Genomic DNA, 17,956 nt, shown 5'->3' on the forward strand with positions numbered 1-17,956 from the left:
GGGGAAACGGGGAATGGGAGAAACGGGGAAAGGGAGAATAAGGGCATTTCGGATTTCGGGTTTCGGATTTGGAAAGGAACAGGACGTTGGGAGCGTTTGGAGCGTTGAGAGCGTTATGAGCGTTGGGAGCGGCGGGAAAGAGAGCTGCGCTGGAAGGGATGCACTTTGTGCATGGAAGGGAGCGGTGCTGGAAGGGACATTTAGTCATTGGTCATTGAGTCATTAAGTTATTAAGATTCTTCGTCCGCCAAAAAGAGCGGCGGACTCAGAATGACAGTGGTGAAACGGAGAGCGGGAGAAACGGAGAATGGGAGAATGGGAGAAACGGAGAGAGGGAGAGGGATTTACAGAATGTGTATCAGGAGGATGAAGAGGAATACTCCTGATACATCACCGATACTGGTGATTAACGGAGCAACGATATTACTGGGGTCGAGGTGTATTTTTTTTGCAATCGATGCAATTAAAAAAGAGATTAAACTTGTGCCGAGCCCCAGAATGAATAAGCCGATTAGAGTAATGATAAAGAGCAGAAAGAAGTCCGGTTGACCGATATGGAGCCAGAGCGCGGTGAAGTGGGTGACGACGGTGATCGGTAAAATCAGAATAAGTGACAGAAAGAGAGCCGCAGTCAGGTTTTGCCAGACGTATTTGTTCCAGCGAAATGGTTTGGTGTAACCGATATAAAGGGCAGAGGTCAGTCGCATCCCTGTGATTGAGCCGATGCTGCCGCCTTTGGAGATGAGTTGAGGCAGGAGGACCAGGAGATACGGCGCTGTGCGGAATAGAAGTTCGTGGGAATGAAGAAAGACTCCGGCAAAGACACCGAGCAGACCGCAGATCAAGATGACCGGGCTGCTTTCTAAGAAGATTCTGAAGAATTTGTAGCGGGAAGGCAGGGTTTCTTTGATGACAAGCAAGGTGAGCACCAGATAACTTAAATCGGGTAGGGTTAATTTATTGACGATCGTCGCTCCCAGGTATATCGACAGGACCGCAACCCCGTCGCCGATGACCGCAATCGCCGGTGATATGATGTCGTCCGGGTCGATTCCTTTTTTGAACGAAAAGATTGATAAAAAGAGGGTGAAGGGAATCATCACCAGGCTGGCGAGCACACCGCTTAAGAAACCGATGAGGGTCAACTTTGTTATGCCGGCAGAGGGAAGACCGAGTATAAGGCAGAGAAGATGGGCGAGGATTCCGAACAGAGCCGAGAAAGAGAAGCTCAAAGAGAATGCACCGAGAATATTGTTCAGAAGAATTGAACTGAACCTGAGGCGGGGTTTGATGAGTCCCAGATGGAGCAGGGTGCTCATTCGTGAACCAAAGGAGATGCCTACGTCACCACGCAGGTCAAGGATCGCCGGAATCAGGACGAATACACCCGGTACAAGGACGAGGATTTCTTCCATCTTGCCCAGTACTGAACCGGCAAAGGCTCCTCCGAATATCGTGAGAAAAAGAAGAGGAGTCGCTTCTTTTAAGATTTTACTTATTATTCTTCGTCTTTTTCTCTTTTTTCTTCGCCTTCGCATATTCCGCCATCTTTCGGAGCGCAACGTCTTTACCTTTTAAAAGGAGCACATCATCGGGTTTGAGTATTGTCTTGCCGACCGGTTCGAATATCCATTTGTTGCCGCGTCTTATCGCCCTTATCGTAAATCCGGTCTGCTCGGGAAGTTTTGCTTTTTCAAGGGAACAATCGGCGAGAGAGGAGCCTTCTTCGACAATCATCTTCTTTATGATTGTGTCCCGTCGATAAGCCGCCTCAATGATCGGATGGACACCCCGGGCGATGATTTCAATCATATCATCAATACCGTCGGAGATTTCTTTTACTGCAACTCCGATCTGGAGCAGGGAAGCGAGCTGTAATATTTCGTTTTTTGAGAGTCCTTTGGCAGCATAAATTGTCGAGATACGCATCTCATAGGTGAGTTCTTTGATTTCGTTCTTTATGCGTGTGATTTCCTCAATCAGGGTCAGGTCGTCCTGCAGCAGAGCGGCATACCCGAGTTCAATGAGCAGGTCAGAGAGATCCCGCATTTTAATAAGCATCTCTTTCAGACTTTTTATCCCTTTCATAAAGAACCTCCTTGTTTACTTAAAAAGTTATTTGACGGATAAGATCAGATCGATAAATTTTTTACCTGTTCAATAAATATTTTTTCAAAAAAAGAATTTGCGCATAGTATGAAAAGTCACGATTCGCCTTTTTCCTGAAACCGTGACCTTCGTCTTCAGCCAGAAGATACCACACATCCACCCTGTTTTTTCGCACCGCCCGGATGATCTGTTCTGCTTCTGCGACCGGAACACGCGGGTCGTTTGCTCCCTGGATCACAAGAAGGGGTTTTTTTATCCGGTCGGCGTTTGTCAGGGGAGATATCTTCTGGAGGAATTCACGCATCTGCGGGTCACGTTCATCTCCATATTCAGCCCTTCTCAAATCCCGGCGATATGCACCGGTCTTTTCAAGAAAGGTTACAAAATTGCTGATTCCGCAGGCATCAATGCCGCAGGATAAGCGGTTACTGTAATGGACCATCGCGGCGAGAACCAGGTAGCCGCCGTAGGAACCGCCGCTTATTGCAACACGGGTTTGATCGAGCTCAGGTTGTTTCTCTATCCAGTCCAGGAGTGCACCGATATCTTTAACCGCATCTTCTCTGTGATAGCCGTTGTCGAGCATTAAATACTCTTTGCCGTAACCAGACGAGCCTCTGATGTTCGGCGCGATGACCGCGAGCCCCATCTCGTTTAAGTAGAACTGAGTTAATGAGGAGAAGAAGGGAAGATACTGGCTTTCCGGACCGCCGTGGCAGATTATCAACACCGGATAGGGCGGTTTGAAGCCGGTCGGCCGATAATAGAAAGCAGGAATCATTCTCGGCTCGCCGTTGATACTGTCGAATGTCGGATAATGAATCAATTCCGGTGTGACGAAGAGTTCGGTGTTTAAACCACCGACCTCACTGTATGTCCAGCGCACAAGTGTTTTCTTTTTTAAATTCAGGGTATAGACGTCGCCCGGTGTTTTGGAAGAATTTCTCACAAAGGCGAGCTCTTTTCCGTCGGGTTTGAATTTTATTCCGTATATCAATCCTTCAGGTAGATGCGCCTGCGTGATGGTATGGGTCTTTGTATTCAGAAAATATAACTTCGTTATTCCGTTTTCATTGCTGATAAAGGCGATCGTGTCGCCTGATGGTGAGAGGTCGAAGTCCACAATGTCCCAGGGGATGCTTCGGGTGAGGGGGATGTTTTTTTGATCAACCAGGTCGTGATAAACGAGCTGTTTGAAATCACTGAATTGATCAGATGTGAAATAGAGCCCTTTGCCGTCTTTTGCCCAGCGTGCGTCGTCATAAGAAATTTTTTGAGTCACCGGGTTTATCCGGGTCAACTTTTTCGTTTTGATATTCAGGATGTAATAGTATGATTCATTCGCCGAAACATAATGTTCGACGAGCAGCCTTTTGTCGTCAGGTGAAAAGTCCACTGCCCGCCAGTAACCCTCTTGCTTTAATATACACTGATGATCTTCCGGACCGTCCGCGCTTCCCAGGTAAATATCATAGTCTTTTCCGTTTCTCTTTGTACTGGAGAATGCGAATTTATCACCTCTATTGTTCCATTTGATCGCCCGATAACGGGAACTTTCTCTGGTCAGTACCTGTATCTTGCCGGTTTTGTAATTATATCGATAGATCCGATTCAACTCATTACCGGCGGAGTCTTTGGTGAAGAGGAAGAAAGGCTTTTCAGGGTCAGGGCAGACAAGACCACCGGCTACAGGTTCTTTGAAAAAGGTCAGCTGTTTTCTGAAACCCGCAGGATGCGCCACCAGGTGTATCTGGGCGACGTCCCCGAGTCTTGTGCGGATGAGGATGCCTTTATCATCAGGAAGCCAGTCGCAGAACGATGCGTGGTGAACATTCTGGTAAGGAAGAAGATCTGCAATGAGTCGGGATGGGATTTCCGGGATCTTTTCAATGTACAGAGAACCTTTTTGATACCCCTTTGTTTTTCCATAACCCGGCAGGGTCAAAATTAAGATTAATATAAAAAACAATATCTTTTTCATCGCAGCAGCAACAGGATAATACTTATGCCCAGACAATAAAATCCAAAGTAATGGAATCTGTTCTGAACCGCTTTCTTTAAAATCTTTAAGGCGATGATGCCGAAGATGAAACTGCATACCATGCCGATGATGACAGAGAGCGGATTTTCTATTTTTGGGATTGAACTTACCTCAATGATGTTGGCTCCCAGAATAGCGGGCAGTGACAGTAGAAATGAAAAATTAAATGCTCGTTCAGGAGCCACCTTTGAAAAGAGGGCGGCGGATATCGTCATACCGGAACGTGAAATCCCCGGGAAGACGGCAAACATCTGGCTGAACCCGATGACAAGGGCGGATAGGAAATTCACTTTTGCTTCACCCCTTTTTATGATGGTGGTCAAGAGTAAGATCGTTCCCGTGGCACCTAGAAAGAGTGTAATCATCAGCATATCAGAAAAGGTCTGTTCAATCTGCGTTCTGAAGATAAAACCGAATATTCCGATGGGGATCGTACCGATGATTATATACCCGAGATAATTAATACTTTCCTTTTCTTTTTTGAATATACCTTTTATTATATCCCTGATCGGTTTAAAGAAAAAGACCACTGTTGCGAGGAAGGTTCCGAAGTGCAAAAACACTGAAAGGGTGACCGGTTCACTGATTCCGAAGTATTTTTCCAGCACAGCGAGATGGCCTGAACTCGAAATGGGCAGAAACTCGGTTAATCCCTGAACAATGCCGAGAATGACTGTTTTTATAATCATATTATCATCGCGATGACACCGACTCCCATTGATATCTTGAGGAGGGTGCTGAATTTCGGTAATTCTTTCTGCTCAGGGGTTTTCAGGAATCTGAATATGGAGTAGAAGATAATCGGGTATGCACCGAATAATATTACGAGCAGATACCTGATACTTAGAATCCCCATAAGATAGGGTACCGGCAAAATGATGCAGAGCACCGCCAGAAAGAGGGCGCTGATGACGAGCGCGCGTTCATATCCGAAACGGATCGGAAGGGAAATCACTCCGTATTCTGTATCTCCTTTCATATCCATAATATCTTTGACTATTTCACGGGGCATATGGATAAAAAAAGAGAATATAAAAGGGAATACGCTTACACTGTTCTTTACGATAAGCCCTCCCAGGAGGAAACTGAAGCCGGTCATCATTGAGACGAAGAAATTGGCGGCGATCGTTTTCTTGAAATGGAGCGCATATAAGAATAACAATATCAGGGTCGCCAAAACGAGGATGAACGGTGCTGTTCCGAGAGTGAAAGCAAAGACCCCGGCTAACAGCAGAAAAAAGACCGCCATCATCACCACAACGTTCTTTTTGACGGTTCCTTTTACCAAAGGGCGTTCAGGATTATTGAGTTTATCTATGTCGATGTCGTAGAGGTCGTTTACGACGTTGCCAAAGGCACATACGATGAAACCGATCATTCCCGCAAGAATGAGTCGGGGCGGTAAGAGGAGATTTTTGCCGATCCAGGCGCCGATGAGCACTGAGATGAGGGTTAAGAAACAATTCAGAGGCCGGATAATGGTTATATAGCCCATATCGTAATTGTATTGAAATTGATATCAAAGTCAACGATGAAAGCGTGAAACAGCATTCGTATTGACATCATAGAATATTTCATTATAATCTATTTTGTGCATAATATCTCCACTGCGGATAAGGAGAGTCTATGAGAATAATGGCTGTTGATTACGGCAGGAAGCGTGTCGGAATTGCAATCACTGATCCTCTTTGTGTGATATCCCAGCCGTTTCTTACACTCAACGTCAGCTCGGATAAAGAGCTTATCATTCGACTTAAGTGTCTCATAAAAGAGAATCAGGTGGGTTGTATTCTGATCGGTAATCCCCTTTCGCATAAAGGAGAAGCGACTGAAATATCAAAAGATATCCAGCGGTTTTTGAAACGGCTGAAGAAATCGGTGGATATCGAGGTCATTCTCTGGGACGAACGCTTTACGAGTAAATATGCATTGAATCTGTTGAAGAGCCATGGTTTTAAATACAAAAGACAGAAGGTTGATGAGATCGCCGCCTGTATTATGCTCGATGAGTATCTTAAGTCACAACCTATATGTCCGGTATGAAAAGACGGATAATCGCACTTTCAATCCTCATTATTATATTTTTCATCTGGTGGCAACCGATCAATCTCGGCGCGACTGAGGTCACCATTCCGAAAGGGGTGAGTGCCAAAGAGATTGCAGAATTCCTCGCCCGGTATCAGATCGTCAGGGATGTCCACGAATTCCTTTTCTGGTTGAAGATATCCGGAAAAGAGAAGGAATTGAAGTCCGGCACCTATCAACTGCAGAGATACCGAAATCCACTTTATGTAATCAACGAACTCTCGCACGGCGGCAAGTCGGATATTCTTGTTACGATTCCCGAAGGACTGACTCTTTATGAAACCGCGGAGATTCTTGAAATTAACGGGGTGATAAATAAAGAACATTTCCTCGCTCTGTGTAATGATCAGGATTTTATAAGAGAAGCGGGGTTGAAAGGAAATTCTTTGGAGGGGTATCTTTTCCCTGATACTTATTCTTTTAATCCGAGTCAGAGTGATTCGGAGATTATTATGACATTTGTCGATAATTTCAAAAAACATCTCAAGAAATTTTCTCTGGAGAAAGTCGATTCGATATATCAAATTATCATTCTCGCTTCAATGGTGGAAAAAGAAGCGAAGTTTGAGGATGAAAGACCGATAATCGCAAAGGTCTTTCTTAATAGATTAAGACATAACCGACCTTTAGAATCGTGTGCGACTGTTTTTTACGCCTTGAAAAAGATCGACTATGATAAGTATCGGACAAAGACCAAACTGCTCGACCGCGACTTACGGGTGAACTCACCGTACAACACCTATCTCCATACCGGCCTTCCTCCGGCTCCAATCTGTTCACCGGGCGAAGGTTCGATCAAAGCGGTTATCTCACCCGCTGATGTGGATTATCTTTACTTCGTCTCGATGGGCAACGGCCGACATCATTTTTCGAGAACATTCCGGGAACATATCATTGCAAAGGAAAAATATAAATGAAGAGAGCCGAGTTTGAAGACATCATCATCCTGAACACCCCGTATTACAGGAATCTCGAAAAGACGTACCGTGATACGATTAATTTCACCCGTTATATCGACATCTTGAAGAGGGTGGTTCAGGGTGACGGTTTTATCGAGGCGCTTGAGAAGAAGGGCGGTAAAGAACTTGTTTATTTAGGCAGGAAAATTTTTTCGCTTCAGGAAGAGTTCGTCACCAATTATATCCAGTTTTTGTCCGACGATTCACTGGTGAATAAGTGGGAGAAGTTTTTTGAAAGATACAGCACCCAGCTCTTTGAAATTTATGAGAATTTCGTTGCCGGGGAGAGTAATAAAATCCTCATATTTGAAATCGTTAATCGAAAATTATTACGTGATTTTTTGACCAAACAGACCGTCAATAAACCACTTGAACAACGGATGAATATCTCCGAGCGTTTCGGTGTGGTCGTGAATCAGTTGTTCAGCTATATCCGCAATTCACTGACCAAGAATATTCCGGTTGCGGATGCACTCATAGTCAGCAGTTACGAGAAGATTCCTTTCCTGCCGCGATGCAGCCACAGTGAAACGATGAAATTGCTGAGCAGATGTTTTCTTGAAAAGGGACTTCCCGAGCCCGTATTCACCGCGATGATAAAAAATATCATGATTTCCTACTATGTCGCCACGAAAGAAAAGGTGATCAATGCGATAAACTCTCTGACATATTTAAACAGAGATAAGATCATGGAGATTTTCAAATCACATTTTTTCTTTCCCGACGACGACAGTTTAAATGAGATACTGGAATTGCTTAAGAAGAAAGCATTCACCATGCTGGAAAGCAACAAGGAGAAGAGGAACACCGTCGACAAAAAAATCAGAGAGATGAAACAGAAGATAAAAGAGACCACGAACGCCATTAAAGAGGAATTGATGAATCTTACCGAGAACTTTTCGACTGAAGAATCGGTTGATAATATATTGAAGAAACTGCGGCGGAACTTGATTGGTTATGGATATGATCTGCGGTTTCTTAAAAACGAATATGAGGAATATGTGAAGAAAGACAGCGGGCTGAAGAGTATTCTCAACTTCAAAACCAGCGATCTGCAGAAATTCATCTTTAAAAACGAGTGGGATCCCTACCTAATTCTCTTTTTCAACACCACCCGCAAAATACCGGAGGAACGTCTTCAATTGTTGATAAAAAATGTTATGGGTGAAATCAAAGGCAATAAAACGGCTTTGGAGGTGATGAGCAGATACAAGATATCCGGATTTCTGAAAGAAAAATACAACGGTGATGCGATTATGGAAAAATTCAATCTTATCATAGACCAGGTGATATTACCTCTGGTAAAGTCGTTCCTTCTGGAAGAGTTGATCGAATACTATCCCAAACTTTCCGGAGGATTACCCAGTGAGGGAATCCGTTATCTTTCTGAAGAAGCGTTAGCCGGCAGGGTGAATCTGGTGGAGAAAGAGATGAATGTCATGACACCGAAAAAGACTGTTTCGCCCCTGGCTATTTCTCACTTCAAAAATTTGATTTCCGTGCTCATCTACGACATCAGGGGTTCTACCTTCATGGGAACCAAGCTGCGGGACGCAAAGCGGGAAAACGAAATCAGAAATTATTTCCAGGAGTCGATGTTGGCGGCGGTTGAAAAATACGGTGGTATTCCGATAAAAGATACGGGTGACGGCGGTATCGTGTTGTTCGCTGCGAATAATCATGATATAAAGAATAAAAAGACAACAGAGCTTGAAGGCGGGAGTGTTCTTTCCGCTGTTCGCAGCGGTCTTGAGATGGTGCAGTGCGCCAAGAATTTCGTCCAGGAGAACATAAACAAATATCAGGACTGGTTTCGTGAAACAGAGGAGCGGAAGATCAACTTTGAGGGAGCCACTTATGCGACACTTCCTCCGTCCTATCAATCGATCTTTCAAATCGGGGTGGGAATCGCTTCAGGCGCCTATCCGAAAGAGGTCTATCTGGACAAGAATGCGTTCGGAGAACTCGATCTTACGGGAATGCTGGTGCGGGAAGCCAATTTTTATTCCAAGGTCAAGGCAAAGTCCAAATCAACGGTGATCTGTGACGACGCCACCGTATATAATCTGTTGTTGAATGTCAACAAATTTTCTTTCTTAAGTGAAACGGGATTGAGAATAGACCCGCTGCTTCTCGATATCGAACAGGGATTAGAGTACTGGATCAACCAGAAGGTCGCGCGTCGGGGATTCATCCTCGATCTTTACAAAATTTTCGTAACCCAGCTGGGACAGGAAGTATCCCGACCAGGAAGCCTCAAGATCATGCTCGGGATCTTTGACATAGAGATAGACGAGACCGGTGAGATCAAAGACGGCAAAGGCGGTCGAGGGAAATTCCTTTTTGAGGTATCGTCGGAGGCGGTTAAATGAACAAATACCATATTTCTCAGATCCAGGATTATCTTGAATATAACAGTGAATATTGTCGATTATTGAAAGAGCGCTTTATCAACGAAAAGAAGTATTCACAGAATCTGTCTTTGATCAAGCAGGGGTTCGCTTTTTTGGGGATATCCGATGCACCTTTGAAGATTTTTGAAGGAAGGAGTAATTTTGTTATATGGCTGGGCCGCCGGGTGGTTGAGTATGAAGGTGCGGAACTGGCGCTCTATATCGGTCACAAGAAAATGGGATTACCCATTCCTGACGGACTCGTTGAAAAGTGCCCGCATAATGTCATTGAATTGATTGAAAGAGCGGGACAGCGTGAGTATATCCAGAAGTTCAAGAAAGAGTTGAAGGCGGTTTCATTCTCCCCTGAAATATTTTTGATCGTTCATAGTTCTTTGTTGCAGGCGCGTACCGAACATCTGCTTCCGAGTTTGTTGTCGGATATCGATCGGATAGTATGTCGAAATATAAAAGAAGCCGTGGAAAAGATCCCCCGTGTGTATCTGGATTATCTGTCCCAGCCGTCTTTTCTTAAGGTGGTAAAGAAAATTTCCTCTCTCGTCCGGGAGATCAAGACCAAAATGGAACAGGAATTGAGAGATATAACCCTTTATTCTTTACGTCTGAAAGAACAACTGCGGGAACTTTATCTCGAGGCGGATAGAGGACTTAAAGAGATCATCGAGAACGACGTCGAACAGGGTGAGGATATCAACATAATCACCCAGAAGACGTCGAATCTTTTCTCCCGTCTGGACAGATTGTTTCTTGGAAATATATATCACCTTAAGGACTATGAAAAGAGAAAGGTGGAGATAGAAGCATTCTTGCAGCAGGAGGAGGAGTTTAAATATCGACCCGAACGAAAGACTTTGAACAGAAGAAAGAAAACGAGCGAACTCTTTGATGAATATATGTTCTATCTTCGATTCGGCAACTTGACCAAAGAAGAAGACAGGAAGTTTGCGAAGATCCTGACTCAGGAATTTGAACAACTGCACAAACAGAAGAATCCCAGTGTCGCCCTTTTGAATAAATTCGAGAAGCGTGGACTTTTGTCTGTGGAGATCGATTTTGATGCGATAAAAGAAGCCTATCATTCTTTTATGAAACAGGTGATTATTCCGTATCAGATAGGTCAGTGCCTGTTTGATCTGGTGCAATGCTTTCCTCCGCCGGCAGAACAGCCAAAGAGGTTGATATACGACCTGGCGAATCTGAAGATACTTTCTCTTGAAGGAAAGAACATATTGACGGTTGTTGACAAAAAACAGAATTATCCTGGTGAGATCCGAAAATTCGTTGAGACATTCAGAAAGTGTATCACGATTCTGGTCTATGATATCCGCGGTTCTTCGTATATGGGTGTTAAATTACAGAATGCAGCCAAAGAGCAGAGAATCAAATATAAGTTCGCCAAGGAGATGGCGGATATCGTCAAAAAGTATGGTGGGTTTCTTCTGAAGGACACCGGCGACGGCGGATTGATCTGGTTCGCGGAAAATTCAGCATCCCTGTACGCCCATCTTTACACAGAATCAATAACAGGCAGAGGGATAAAACTTCGATCTTCGATCTTTTCCGGCGCCGAATTCGAATTGATTCCGGCGGCTGATTCGGCGAAGAGGGCGATTCTCTGCGCACGTGATATGGTGCAGAGGGCAGAGGAGTTCATCCGCGCGAATTTTATGCATTACCGTGAGTGGTTTGCCGACGTCGCGGAACGGACTCTTGAACTCGACGGAATAACTTATGCGTTGCTTCCTCCGGAATTCAAGAGTTTATTCAGAATCGGAGTGGGCATCGCGTCGGGCGTACCGATTAAAGATGTCGTCTTTTCTGCTAATTCGTACGGCGATCCGGACCTCGTCGGGCCGATCATTTCCGATGCCAATCTCTATTCCATGGAGCGTCAGCCCGGCAGGTCAGTGGTAATCTGTGATTCGGCTTCGTTGATCAATTTGATTCTGAACGTCGAGGATTTTGATTACTGCTTTGACGAGGAGGACTTTGAGAAATATATCAAGAAAGCGGAAGAAGTCAGACAGAACAATCACGGATATAAGTTCGAGGATTTTAAAATTTCCGTCGTCCCCAAAGGGGTTCACTATTTAGAAGAATTGAACAAAAACAAAGCGGTTGCGTCTGCTGATATCACCGAGATCTATATGCATGAAGATTCCCTTTACAACGATAAACAGAAGAAGATAAAGTTGTTGTACGAAATAATCAACACCTGATGCAGGTTTTAATCTACGATACAGACCGCCTCAGACTCGCCACCGTGGCGAAGAACCTGCAGAATTTAGGACTGAACTGGACCGCGGTAACAAAGACCGATGATATAAAAAAACTGATCAGAAAGAGGAAATTTGATCTCCTTGTTCTTGATGGTTCGGCGGTCAGGATACTCGATCGAATCAAAAAACTGGATTCCTCGATTCCCGTTGTTATTGTTATGGATAAGGACCAGAAGGTCGATTATCAGGAGATTATTCTGTCAGGAATCGTTGGATTGATTATCCGTCCTTATCGCCTTGATTTTTTCAAGAAGGTGGTCGAGAAAGCCGTCAAACATCGGGAAAAAGCCATCTTGAATTTAAAGACCGTGGCGTCGCTGAAGCAGAAGATTCAGGAACTCCAGACCCTGAATGAAATTGTTCAGGCGATAAATTCATCATTGGAACCCGGGGAGATTCTGCGCACCATTATGGAGAAGACCGCGGATTTGATCAAGGCTGAGGGCTGGTCGGTTCTCTTCCTCGAACACGACAAAGGGGAACTGGTTTTTGAAGCCGCAGCCGGCGAAGCCGGGAAAAAACTTTTGGGAATGCGACTCAAGGTGGGACAGGGGGTCGCCGGCTGGGTCGCCCGTTACGGCCAGTCGCTTATCGTGCCCGATGTGACAAAAGACCCGCGTTTCTATTCAGGAGTGGATAAGAAGACGAAGTTTACTACAAAATCGATACTCTGTGTTCCGATGAAAAGCCGCGATAAGATCATCGGGGTGGTTGAGGTGGTTAATAAGATCGGTGGCGAGCCGTTTACCGACGATGATCTTGAGATATTCGAGAATCTGGTCGCCCACATCACCATCGCCCTGCAGAACGCCGCGATGTACCGTAAGATGGAAGAGGCGAGTTTGATCGACGACCTCACCCAGCTTTATAACAGCCGTTATTGCAATCAATACCTGGATAAATTACTGGAAGGACGCAGGGGAGCGCCGGCTCTTGTGTCATTGATCTTTCTGGATATCGATTTTTTCAAACTGGTCGATGATAACTTCGGTCATCTTGTAGGAAGTGAGACACTGAAACGGGTGGGTGAACGTTTGAAGAATGTCGTCAGAGGCGGCGACGTGGTCGTACGTTACGGAGGCGATGAATATATCGTAATCCTACCGAATACCGATAAGAAGACCGCCACTGTAATCGCCGAAAGGATCAGGAAAGAGATCAATTCCAAACCTTTTAACGCCGTGGGCAGGAAGAAGTTCAACATCTCGGTGACGCTCGGCGTCGCCACAAGTCCTGAGGATGCAAAAACACGGGATGAACTTATTGGTAAGGCTGACAAGGCGATGTATGAAGGGAAACTTTCAGGCAGGGATAAGGTCGTCGTGGCTTAACGATTAATATTCATGGGGTGATTTCCCCACCTCTCCGGCTTTTTCAAGTGCTATCTTTACAAAGAACGGTCCGATCAATTCATAGATTACGGTCGTCACAATGATCGTCGAGAGGATTGTGTCGCCGATACTGTTTGTAAAATATGTCTTTGCAACCAATGCCAGACCGATCGCCACACCGGCCTGAGGAGCAAGTCCTAAACCAAGATATTTTTTTATTTTTTTGCTTGCTTTTGCAAGATATGCCCCGCTGAAGGCACCCAGCATTTCTCCGGGTAGCCTTGTCAATACATAGACGATGCCGATGAGACCGAGTGCCGGGATGTTCGGGATTTCAAGGCTCGCACCTGCAAGGACAAAAAAGAGAAGATAGAGCGGTGGATCGAATTTTTTCAGGATTTCAAAGATTTCATCACATAATTTTATTCGGTTCGCTATCACCGCACCGAAGAACATATTCGCCAGCAGCAATGAAACATTCAACATAATCGACAGACCGCTGTTTATTAAGATGATCCCGAGTGTGTAAATCAGAATGTTGGATGAAGTTCTCAGATACTTTAAAAAATATGAGTACACAAATCCCAAGGATATGCCGAGACCCAGACCGCCGAGCACTTCCCAGAATCCGTGGACGACGTCGGAAAATATATTTGCGAAGATACCTATATGGGCGCTTGCAAAACTCTTTGCAAGGGCAAGACAGAAGGCGAATAGGATTATACCCCATGCGTCGTCGATCGCCACAACTCCCAACAGCGTATCAGTGAAAGGTCCTTTTGCACGATATTCACGGGTTACCATAACCACGGCTGCCGGAGCCGTAGCCGGTGCGATCGCCGCTAAAATCAGCGCAATCGGTAGCGGAGTTTTAATAATGAAAAAAAGAAAGAAAAAAACCAGCGAGAAAGAACCGATTACCTCACCGAGGGATATGGCGAGCACTGATTTTCCGATTCTGCGTAACTTTGTAATCGTGAAGTTCTGACCGAGACTTACGGCGATCAACCCCAGTGCTATATTGGAGATGAACGTGGTGGAGTTAAGTACGTCTTCTGCGATTAATTTAAGGATATGAGGTCCTAAAATTATGCCGAAGACGATATAAGCTGTAACTGAGGGGAATTTTAATTTTTTGAATAATCGAGCGCCGATTAGTCCGATGGTTAGAATAAGACCGAGACTAAGGAGCGTATTCAGCATTCTCAGACGACGCCCTTGCTTTTGAAGATACTCATAACCACATCAAACAATCCAACAAACCCTATAAATTTTTTTTCTTTATTAATAACCGGCAGTTGCTCTCTGTTATGCAGTCTCATCAGACGGAATGCCTCTTTGATCGGCAGGTCTTCATCAATTGCAAGAAATTTCGTGTTCATGATATCTTCGGCGACGATGAGCTGTCCCATTTCCGGAGACAATTCGATTTCAGTGATTTCAATCGGTTTTTCATCCAGAAACGGGATCGTTTTGAGAATTTCCGGTTCCTCGGGTCGGAAGACATCAATAAGATTCTTGAGTGAGATAATACCGACTAAAAGGTTTTCTTCTTCAACGACCGGCACCAGTGGAAAGGTATGAAATTTTTTGAATGTCATGAGTATTTTTCTTAACGTAGTATAGCGCTGGACCGTTATCACCTTTTTACAGGTAATCTTTCTTACCTTTTCCATAACCACCTCAATTTTTTCTTAAGCTTAAAAAAATAACTAAAAACTCATACTTCCTGTTCACGGAATAATGATATTCATAATAATAATAATGTCAATACATTGTTTTTTTTATCCAAAAACAATCTTACCGAAAGTCGGTTATTTAATTAAAATTGGTTTGATCAATAATCCTCTTGACCATCACAAATTTCCTTTATCTATTATTCAATTCTACCCCCACTACCTGGCGTGTCAAGGTGGTGACCTAGGAGCGGCTTAATTGACGTCGTATATCTATCTTACAATTATTATTTTTTCCATCATACTTTGTTTCTTATCGGTTTTAAGGTGGACGAAATAAACCCCAGATGGTAATTGATCATTTACATTATGTAACTCTATTTTACAATCATCTTCCTTTCTTACTCTTATTTTATACTTGCTGACAGAACGTCCACAGCAATCATATATACTTATTGCTATTTCTTTGCTGCCTGCTGGAACGCTTAAATTTAAATTCCTAATACAGCTAATAATGGGTACCTCAACACACATCGGTGATTTATGTTCTTCCTTTTGGGGTATGCTGATTTGAACACTATCTGATGGTTCTGATTCACAACCCATCGTATCGTAAGCTGTTACCTTATATTGATAATACCACATACATAACACTGTTGTATCAATGAACGTCGTGTCATTAGAATCAGTATTGTCGCCAATAAATGCCCAATCATTCCAGTCAGTCATTCCTAGAACTTGTTTTCCTCTCCGAATAATCCGGTATCCATCTAAATCAGCTTCATCGTTATTATTCCATCTAAGATAAACATCATAATAATTAATTAAAGAATCGAAAAGGCCTGTAGGCTTTGCAGGTACACTATCAGCTATGTAGTGATGATAGGTTATTTGATTTAATGTATCACCATGGAGATATCCATAAAAATACCAGCCAGAACGGAAGTCAAAAAATGTCTGACAAGATGTTGTATCAGATGGTTCGTAGTCGTCTAAAACATTCCATACTTGTCTGTACATCTGAGTCATTAGATCCGATGTTGTATCTGTGAAACCGCCACTTGGATAGTAAGGATATGGATTTTCGTTATTTGAGTCATAAATATCCCAAAGTACGCCAGCAACTGCTCCTTCACACCATTGTCCGCCTTCAAATTCTGTTGTATCAAAGTGACTTCCATGCCAAGGGTTTTCGATATCGTGGTAATAGGTAGTATCATTAGCGGTTGTTCTACCGATGCCTTTTTTAGTATTAATTTGACATGCACTATCGAACACCGAGGCTGCAAAAAAATTGGCCCATCCTTCCGCATAAGCTAATCCTTTATCTCCTGGATTAGGATATTCAAGGTACCAGTAATGATTTCCCGTTGAACAGGGAGGGAATGGTGGAGCACATTTTACCATTACATGATGACCATACTCATGCAATGAGGACCAATCATCCCATTCATCGTGCCAAGATGAATAGTCACCTACCGTGTCACCGCATATATATATAGTATCGACAGTTTGTCCGTAGCCCATTGCGATTTGAGTAGGATGTTCATAATCAGGTTCCCATTTAGCAACTACCCTATAAAGAGTATCCCCATTAGTATAGGAACTGTCTCTGAGAAATCGATAAGCACTTAATAGGTTATCATATATGTTGGCTGCGCCACTTCGTGGCCACTGGTTATCCGGCCAGAGTTGACCATCAGTGAGATATTCACCACAGCATAATGTGCCGATGTTAGTGCTTACCAAGAGAGATTCTATCTTGCCGCGGAAACGCCAATTTTGAGAATCTTCGCTAGCAGGAATAAATGAGAATTTCAATGAATCTGAATACAGCTTTATTCGGTCAAAGTCTTGTGCTCCTGGTGGGGTGTTTGGTCCTCGTAGCCAAACTAACGGAATGAAATATCCTGGTGTATTAACTCCTTGCACTGTTATAGAATATTCTCCATCATCGTTAGTAATGTCAGGGCCATAATAATGTGAGCCCCCAGAACCATCCCAATATCCTCGGATCCACACTTTTACATTTCTTAATGGCATATTTATAGTTGCAGTATCTAAACCGTCAATTCTATCGTATAAATGTTTCTTATACACGATCGTCCCGCTTATCGTAATATCGGCCCTTTGATCCGGTATATGATTAAAATTAGTATTGCTATTAATATTATTAGAACCACCATCATTACGAAAAAAGTTCTTGAAACCTTCACTTTTTTTTATTACATCTTCTACTGCTTCCCATTTGCTTATTCCTTTTTCTTTCATCAGTTGTCTTGCTTCAATCAGGATAGATATTGATTTTTTTCTGTCATGAATGCCATAGCGCCAGATCATGTTATAAATAACATCATGCATCAGCTCAAGTGCTTCCCAATCCGATAATGTTGGATCCAAATTTTTGAGTTTTTCTATTTCATTTCTGATTTTTCTTGCTTCATCGTCATATGAGCGACCGAGTGACTTCATCCTGGTTCCCGCCTCAATATCATAACAGTATTCTGGACCTATACGCGACCAAAGATCGAGATCATGACCAAATTTTTCGTAGGAAATCGTATCATCTTCAGCAAGAATAACCATGTCAATCATTTTTCCACGTTCGGCTTTCCACGTTTTGCCGCCATGGCCATCGGATACTTCTACTTTTGTAATTACCTTCATCTGTAATAATCGTGATACTACTTTAAACCGTATCGTTGCTTGTGCTGACATTCCCTTTTTTAGAGGAGAAAATACAGTCTCCTGTTGACCGCTTGTAAGTTGCGCTCCGTGATAGAAAGTGTACACTATTTTACTTCTGGGTATATCGCGATATGGTATTAGCATAGTGCATCTCAATTCAACTTCGTCACCAAGCTTAGGTTTATCAGGAGTCATTTCTACTTCAATTTCAAGACCATATCCGTCCATAATTGTCATTTGTGATTGCCGCCCTGCGGAATTTTGACTGAATGCGAATCGGAATCCGACTATTAGTAACAAAAGAACCAATATATTAAGATATTTTTTGTTGCTCTTATACATCTTTCCTCCTATTGTTTTAATGATTTATGTAT

Annotated in this window: 13 protein-coding genes; 5 read left to right on the forward strand and 8 right to left on the reverse strand. The window is 43.5% G+C overall.

The annotated features are described in order from the left end of the window. Positions 1-344 precede the first annotated feature (344 nt). The 5 genes from ENI34_05230 to ENI34_05250 form a co-directional block, all read right to left on the reverse strand. Positions 345-1,538, reverse strand: a complete 1,194-nt coding sequence (locus ENI34_05230) for a hypothetical protein (GenBank protein HEC78531.1) — start codon at positions 1,536-1,538, stop codon at positions 345-347. Next, positions 1,492-2,088 (reverse strand): hypothetical protein, encoded by a 597-nt coding sequence (locus ENI34_05235; protein ID HEC78532.1) that lies wholly within the window; start codon positions 2,086-2,088, stop codon positions 1,492-1,494. The genes ENI34_05230 and ENI34_05235 overlap by 47 nt, the downstream gene beginning before the upstream one ends. Positions 2,089-2,149: 61 nt before the next feature. Next, positions 2,150-4,207: a S9 family peptidase gene (locus ENI34_05240; protein HEC78533.1), complete on the reverse strand. Its 2,058-nt coding sequence runs from the start codon at positions 4,205-4,207 to the stop codon at positions 2,150-2,152. Continuing rightward, a complete protein-coding gene (locus ENI34_05245) occupies positions 4,087-4,839 on the reverse strand; it encodes an undecaprenyl-diphosphate phosphatase (protein ID HEC78534.1) in 753 nt (250 codons plus the stop codon). The genes ENI34_05240 and ENI34_05245 overlap by 121 nt, the downstream gene beginning before the upstream one ends. Continuing rightward, entirely contained in the window at positions 4,836-5,645 is an 810-nt protein-coding gene (locus ENI34_05250) for a hypothetical protein (GenBank protein ID HEC78535.1), read from the reverse strand. The genes ENI34_05245 and ENI34_05250 overlap by 4 nt, the downstream gene beginning before the upstream one ends. A 131-nt stretch (positions 5,646-5,776) precedes the next feature. Between ENI34_05250 and ruvX the strand changes: the two genes are divergently transcribed. The 5 genes from ruvX to ENI34_05275 are packed head-to-tail and all read left to right on the forward strand — an operon-like array spanning position 5,777 to position 13,218. Further along, positions 5,777-6,193, forward strand: coding sequence for a Holliday junction resolvase RuvX (gene ruvX / locus ENI34_05255; GenBank protein HEC78536.1), 417 nt, complete (start codon positions 5,777-5,779; stop codon positions 6,191-6,193). Beyond that, positions 6,181-7,152, forward strand: a complete 972-nt coding sequence (gene mltG, locus ENI34_05260; GenBank protein HEC78537.1) for an endolytic transglycosylase MltG — start codon at positions 6,181-6,183, stop codon at positions 7,150-7,152. The genes ruvX and mltG overlap by 13 nt, the downstream gene beginning before the upstream one ends. Further along, positions 7,149-9,566 (forward strand): hypothetical protein, encoded by a 2,418-nt coding sequence (locus ENI34_05265; GenBank protein ID HEC78538.1) that lies wholly within the window; start codon positions 7,149-7,151, stop codon positions 9,564-9,566. Before mltG ends, ENI34_05265 begins: the two co-directional genes overlap by 4 nt. Then, the gene (locus ENI34_05270) at positions 9,563-11,827 is read left to right on the forward strand and encodes a hypothetical protein (protein HEC78539.1); all 2,265 of its coding nucleotides are present in this window, start codon (positions 9,563-9,565) and stop codon (positions 11,825-11,827) included. Before ENI34_05265 ends, ENI34_05270 begins: the two co-directional genes overlap by 4 nt. Beyond that, positions 11,827-13,218 carry a diguanylate cyclase gene (locus ENI34_05275; protein HEC78540.1) on the forward strand — a complete coding sequence of 464 codons (1,392 nt, stop codon included), beginning with the start codon at positions 11,827-11,829 and terminating at the stop codon, positions 13,216-13,218. The genes ENI34_05270 and ENI34_05275 overlap by 1 nt, the downstream gene beginning before the upstream one ends. A 3-nt stretch (positions 13,219-13,221) precedes the next feature. Here the strand turns inward: ENI34_05275 and ENI34_05280 are convergent, their stop codons facing one another. The 3 genes from ENI34_05280 to ENI34_05290 all read right to left on the reverse strand — a co-directional run bounded on the left by ENI34_05280 (position 13,222) and on the right by ENI34_05290 (position 17,924). Then, positions 13,222-14,421: a cation:proton antiporter gene (locus ENI34_05280; protein ID HEC78541.1), complete on the reverse strand. Its 1,200-nt coding sequence runs from the start codon at positions 14,419-14,421 to the stop codon at positions 13,222-13,224. A gap of 2 nt (positions 14,422-14,423) precedes the next feature. After that, positions 14,424-14,894, reverse strand: a complete 471-nt coding sequence (locus ENI34_05285; GenBank protein ID HEC78542.1) for a CBS domain-containing protein — start codon at positions 14,892-14,894, stop codon at positions 14,424-14,426. 273 nt (positions 14,895-15,167) lie between these two features. After that, entirely contained in the window at positions 15,168-17,924 is a 2,757-nt protein-coding gene (locus tag ENI34_05290; GenBank protein HEC78543.1) for a T9SS type A sorting domain-containing protein, read from the reverse strand. Positions 17,925-17,956: the final 32 nt, after the last annotated feature.

The organism is candidate division WOR-3 bacterium, assembly GCA_011052815.1.
Classification (GTDB): domain Bacteria; phylum Hydrothermota; class Tepidihabitantia; order SM23-42; family SM23-42; genus DRIG01.

Excerpts from the sequence above, each read along its gene's own strand:
- ENI34_05230 (HEC78531.1), bottom strand. The coding sequence starts at position 1,538 with ATGCGAAGGCGAAGAAAAAAGAGAAAAAGACGAAGAATAATAAGTAAA.
- ENI34_05235 (HEC78532.1), bottom strand. The coding sequence starts at position 2,088 with ATGAAAGGGATAAAAAGTCTGAAAGAGATGCTTATTAAAATGCGGGAT.
- ENI34_05240 (HEC78533.1), bottom strand. The coding sequence starts at position 4,207 with ATGCAGTTTCATCTTCGGCATCATCGCCTTAAAGATTTTAAAGAAAGC.
- ENI34_05245 (HEC78534.1), bottom strand. The coding sequence starts at position 4,839 with ATGATTATAAAAACAGTCATTCTCGGCATTGTTCAGGGATTAACCGAG.
- ENI34_05250 (HEC78535.1), bottom strand. The coding sequence starts at position 5,645 with ATGGGCTATATAACCATTATCCGGCCTCTGAATTGTTTCTTAACCCTC.
- ruvX (HEC78536.1), top strand. The coding sequence starts at position 5,777 with ATGAGAATAATGGCTGTTGATTACGGCAGGAAGCGTGTCGGAATTGCA.
- mltG (HEC78537.1), top strand. The coding sequence starts at position 6,181 with ATGTCCGGTATGAAAAGACGGATAATCGCACTTTCAATCCTCATTATT.
- ENI34_05265 (HEC78538.1), top strand. The coding sequence starts at position 7,149 with ATGAAGAGAGCCGAGTTTGAAGACATCATCATCCTGAACACCCCGTAT.
- ENI34_05270 (HEC78539.1), top strand. The coding sequence starts at position 9,563 with ATGAACAAATACCATATTTCTCAGATCCAGGATTATCTTGAATATAAC.
- ENI34_05275 (HEC78540.1), top strand. The coding sequence starts at position 11,827 with ATGCAGGTTTTAATCTACGATACAGACCGCCTCAGACTCGCCACCGTG.
- ENI34_05280 (HEC78541.1), bottom strand. The coding sequence starts at position 14,421 with ATGCTGAATACGCTCCTTAGTCTCGGTCTTATTCTAACCATCGGACTA.
- ENI34_05285 (HEC78542.1), bottom strand. The coding sequence starts at position 14,894 with ATGGAAAAGGTAAGAAAGATTACCTGTAAAAAGGTGATAACGGTCCAG.
- ENI34_05290 (HEC78543.1), bottom strand. The coding sequence starts at position 17,924 with ATGTATAAGAGCAACAAAAAATATCTTAATATATTGGTTCTTTTGTTA.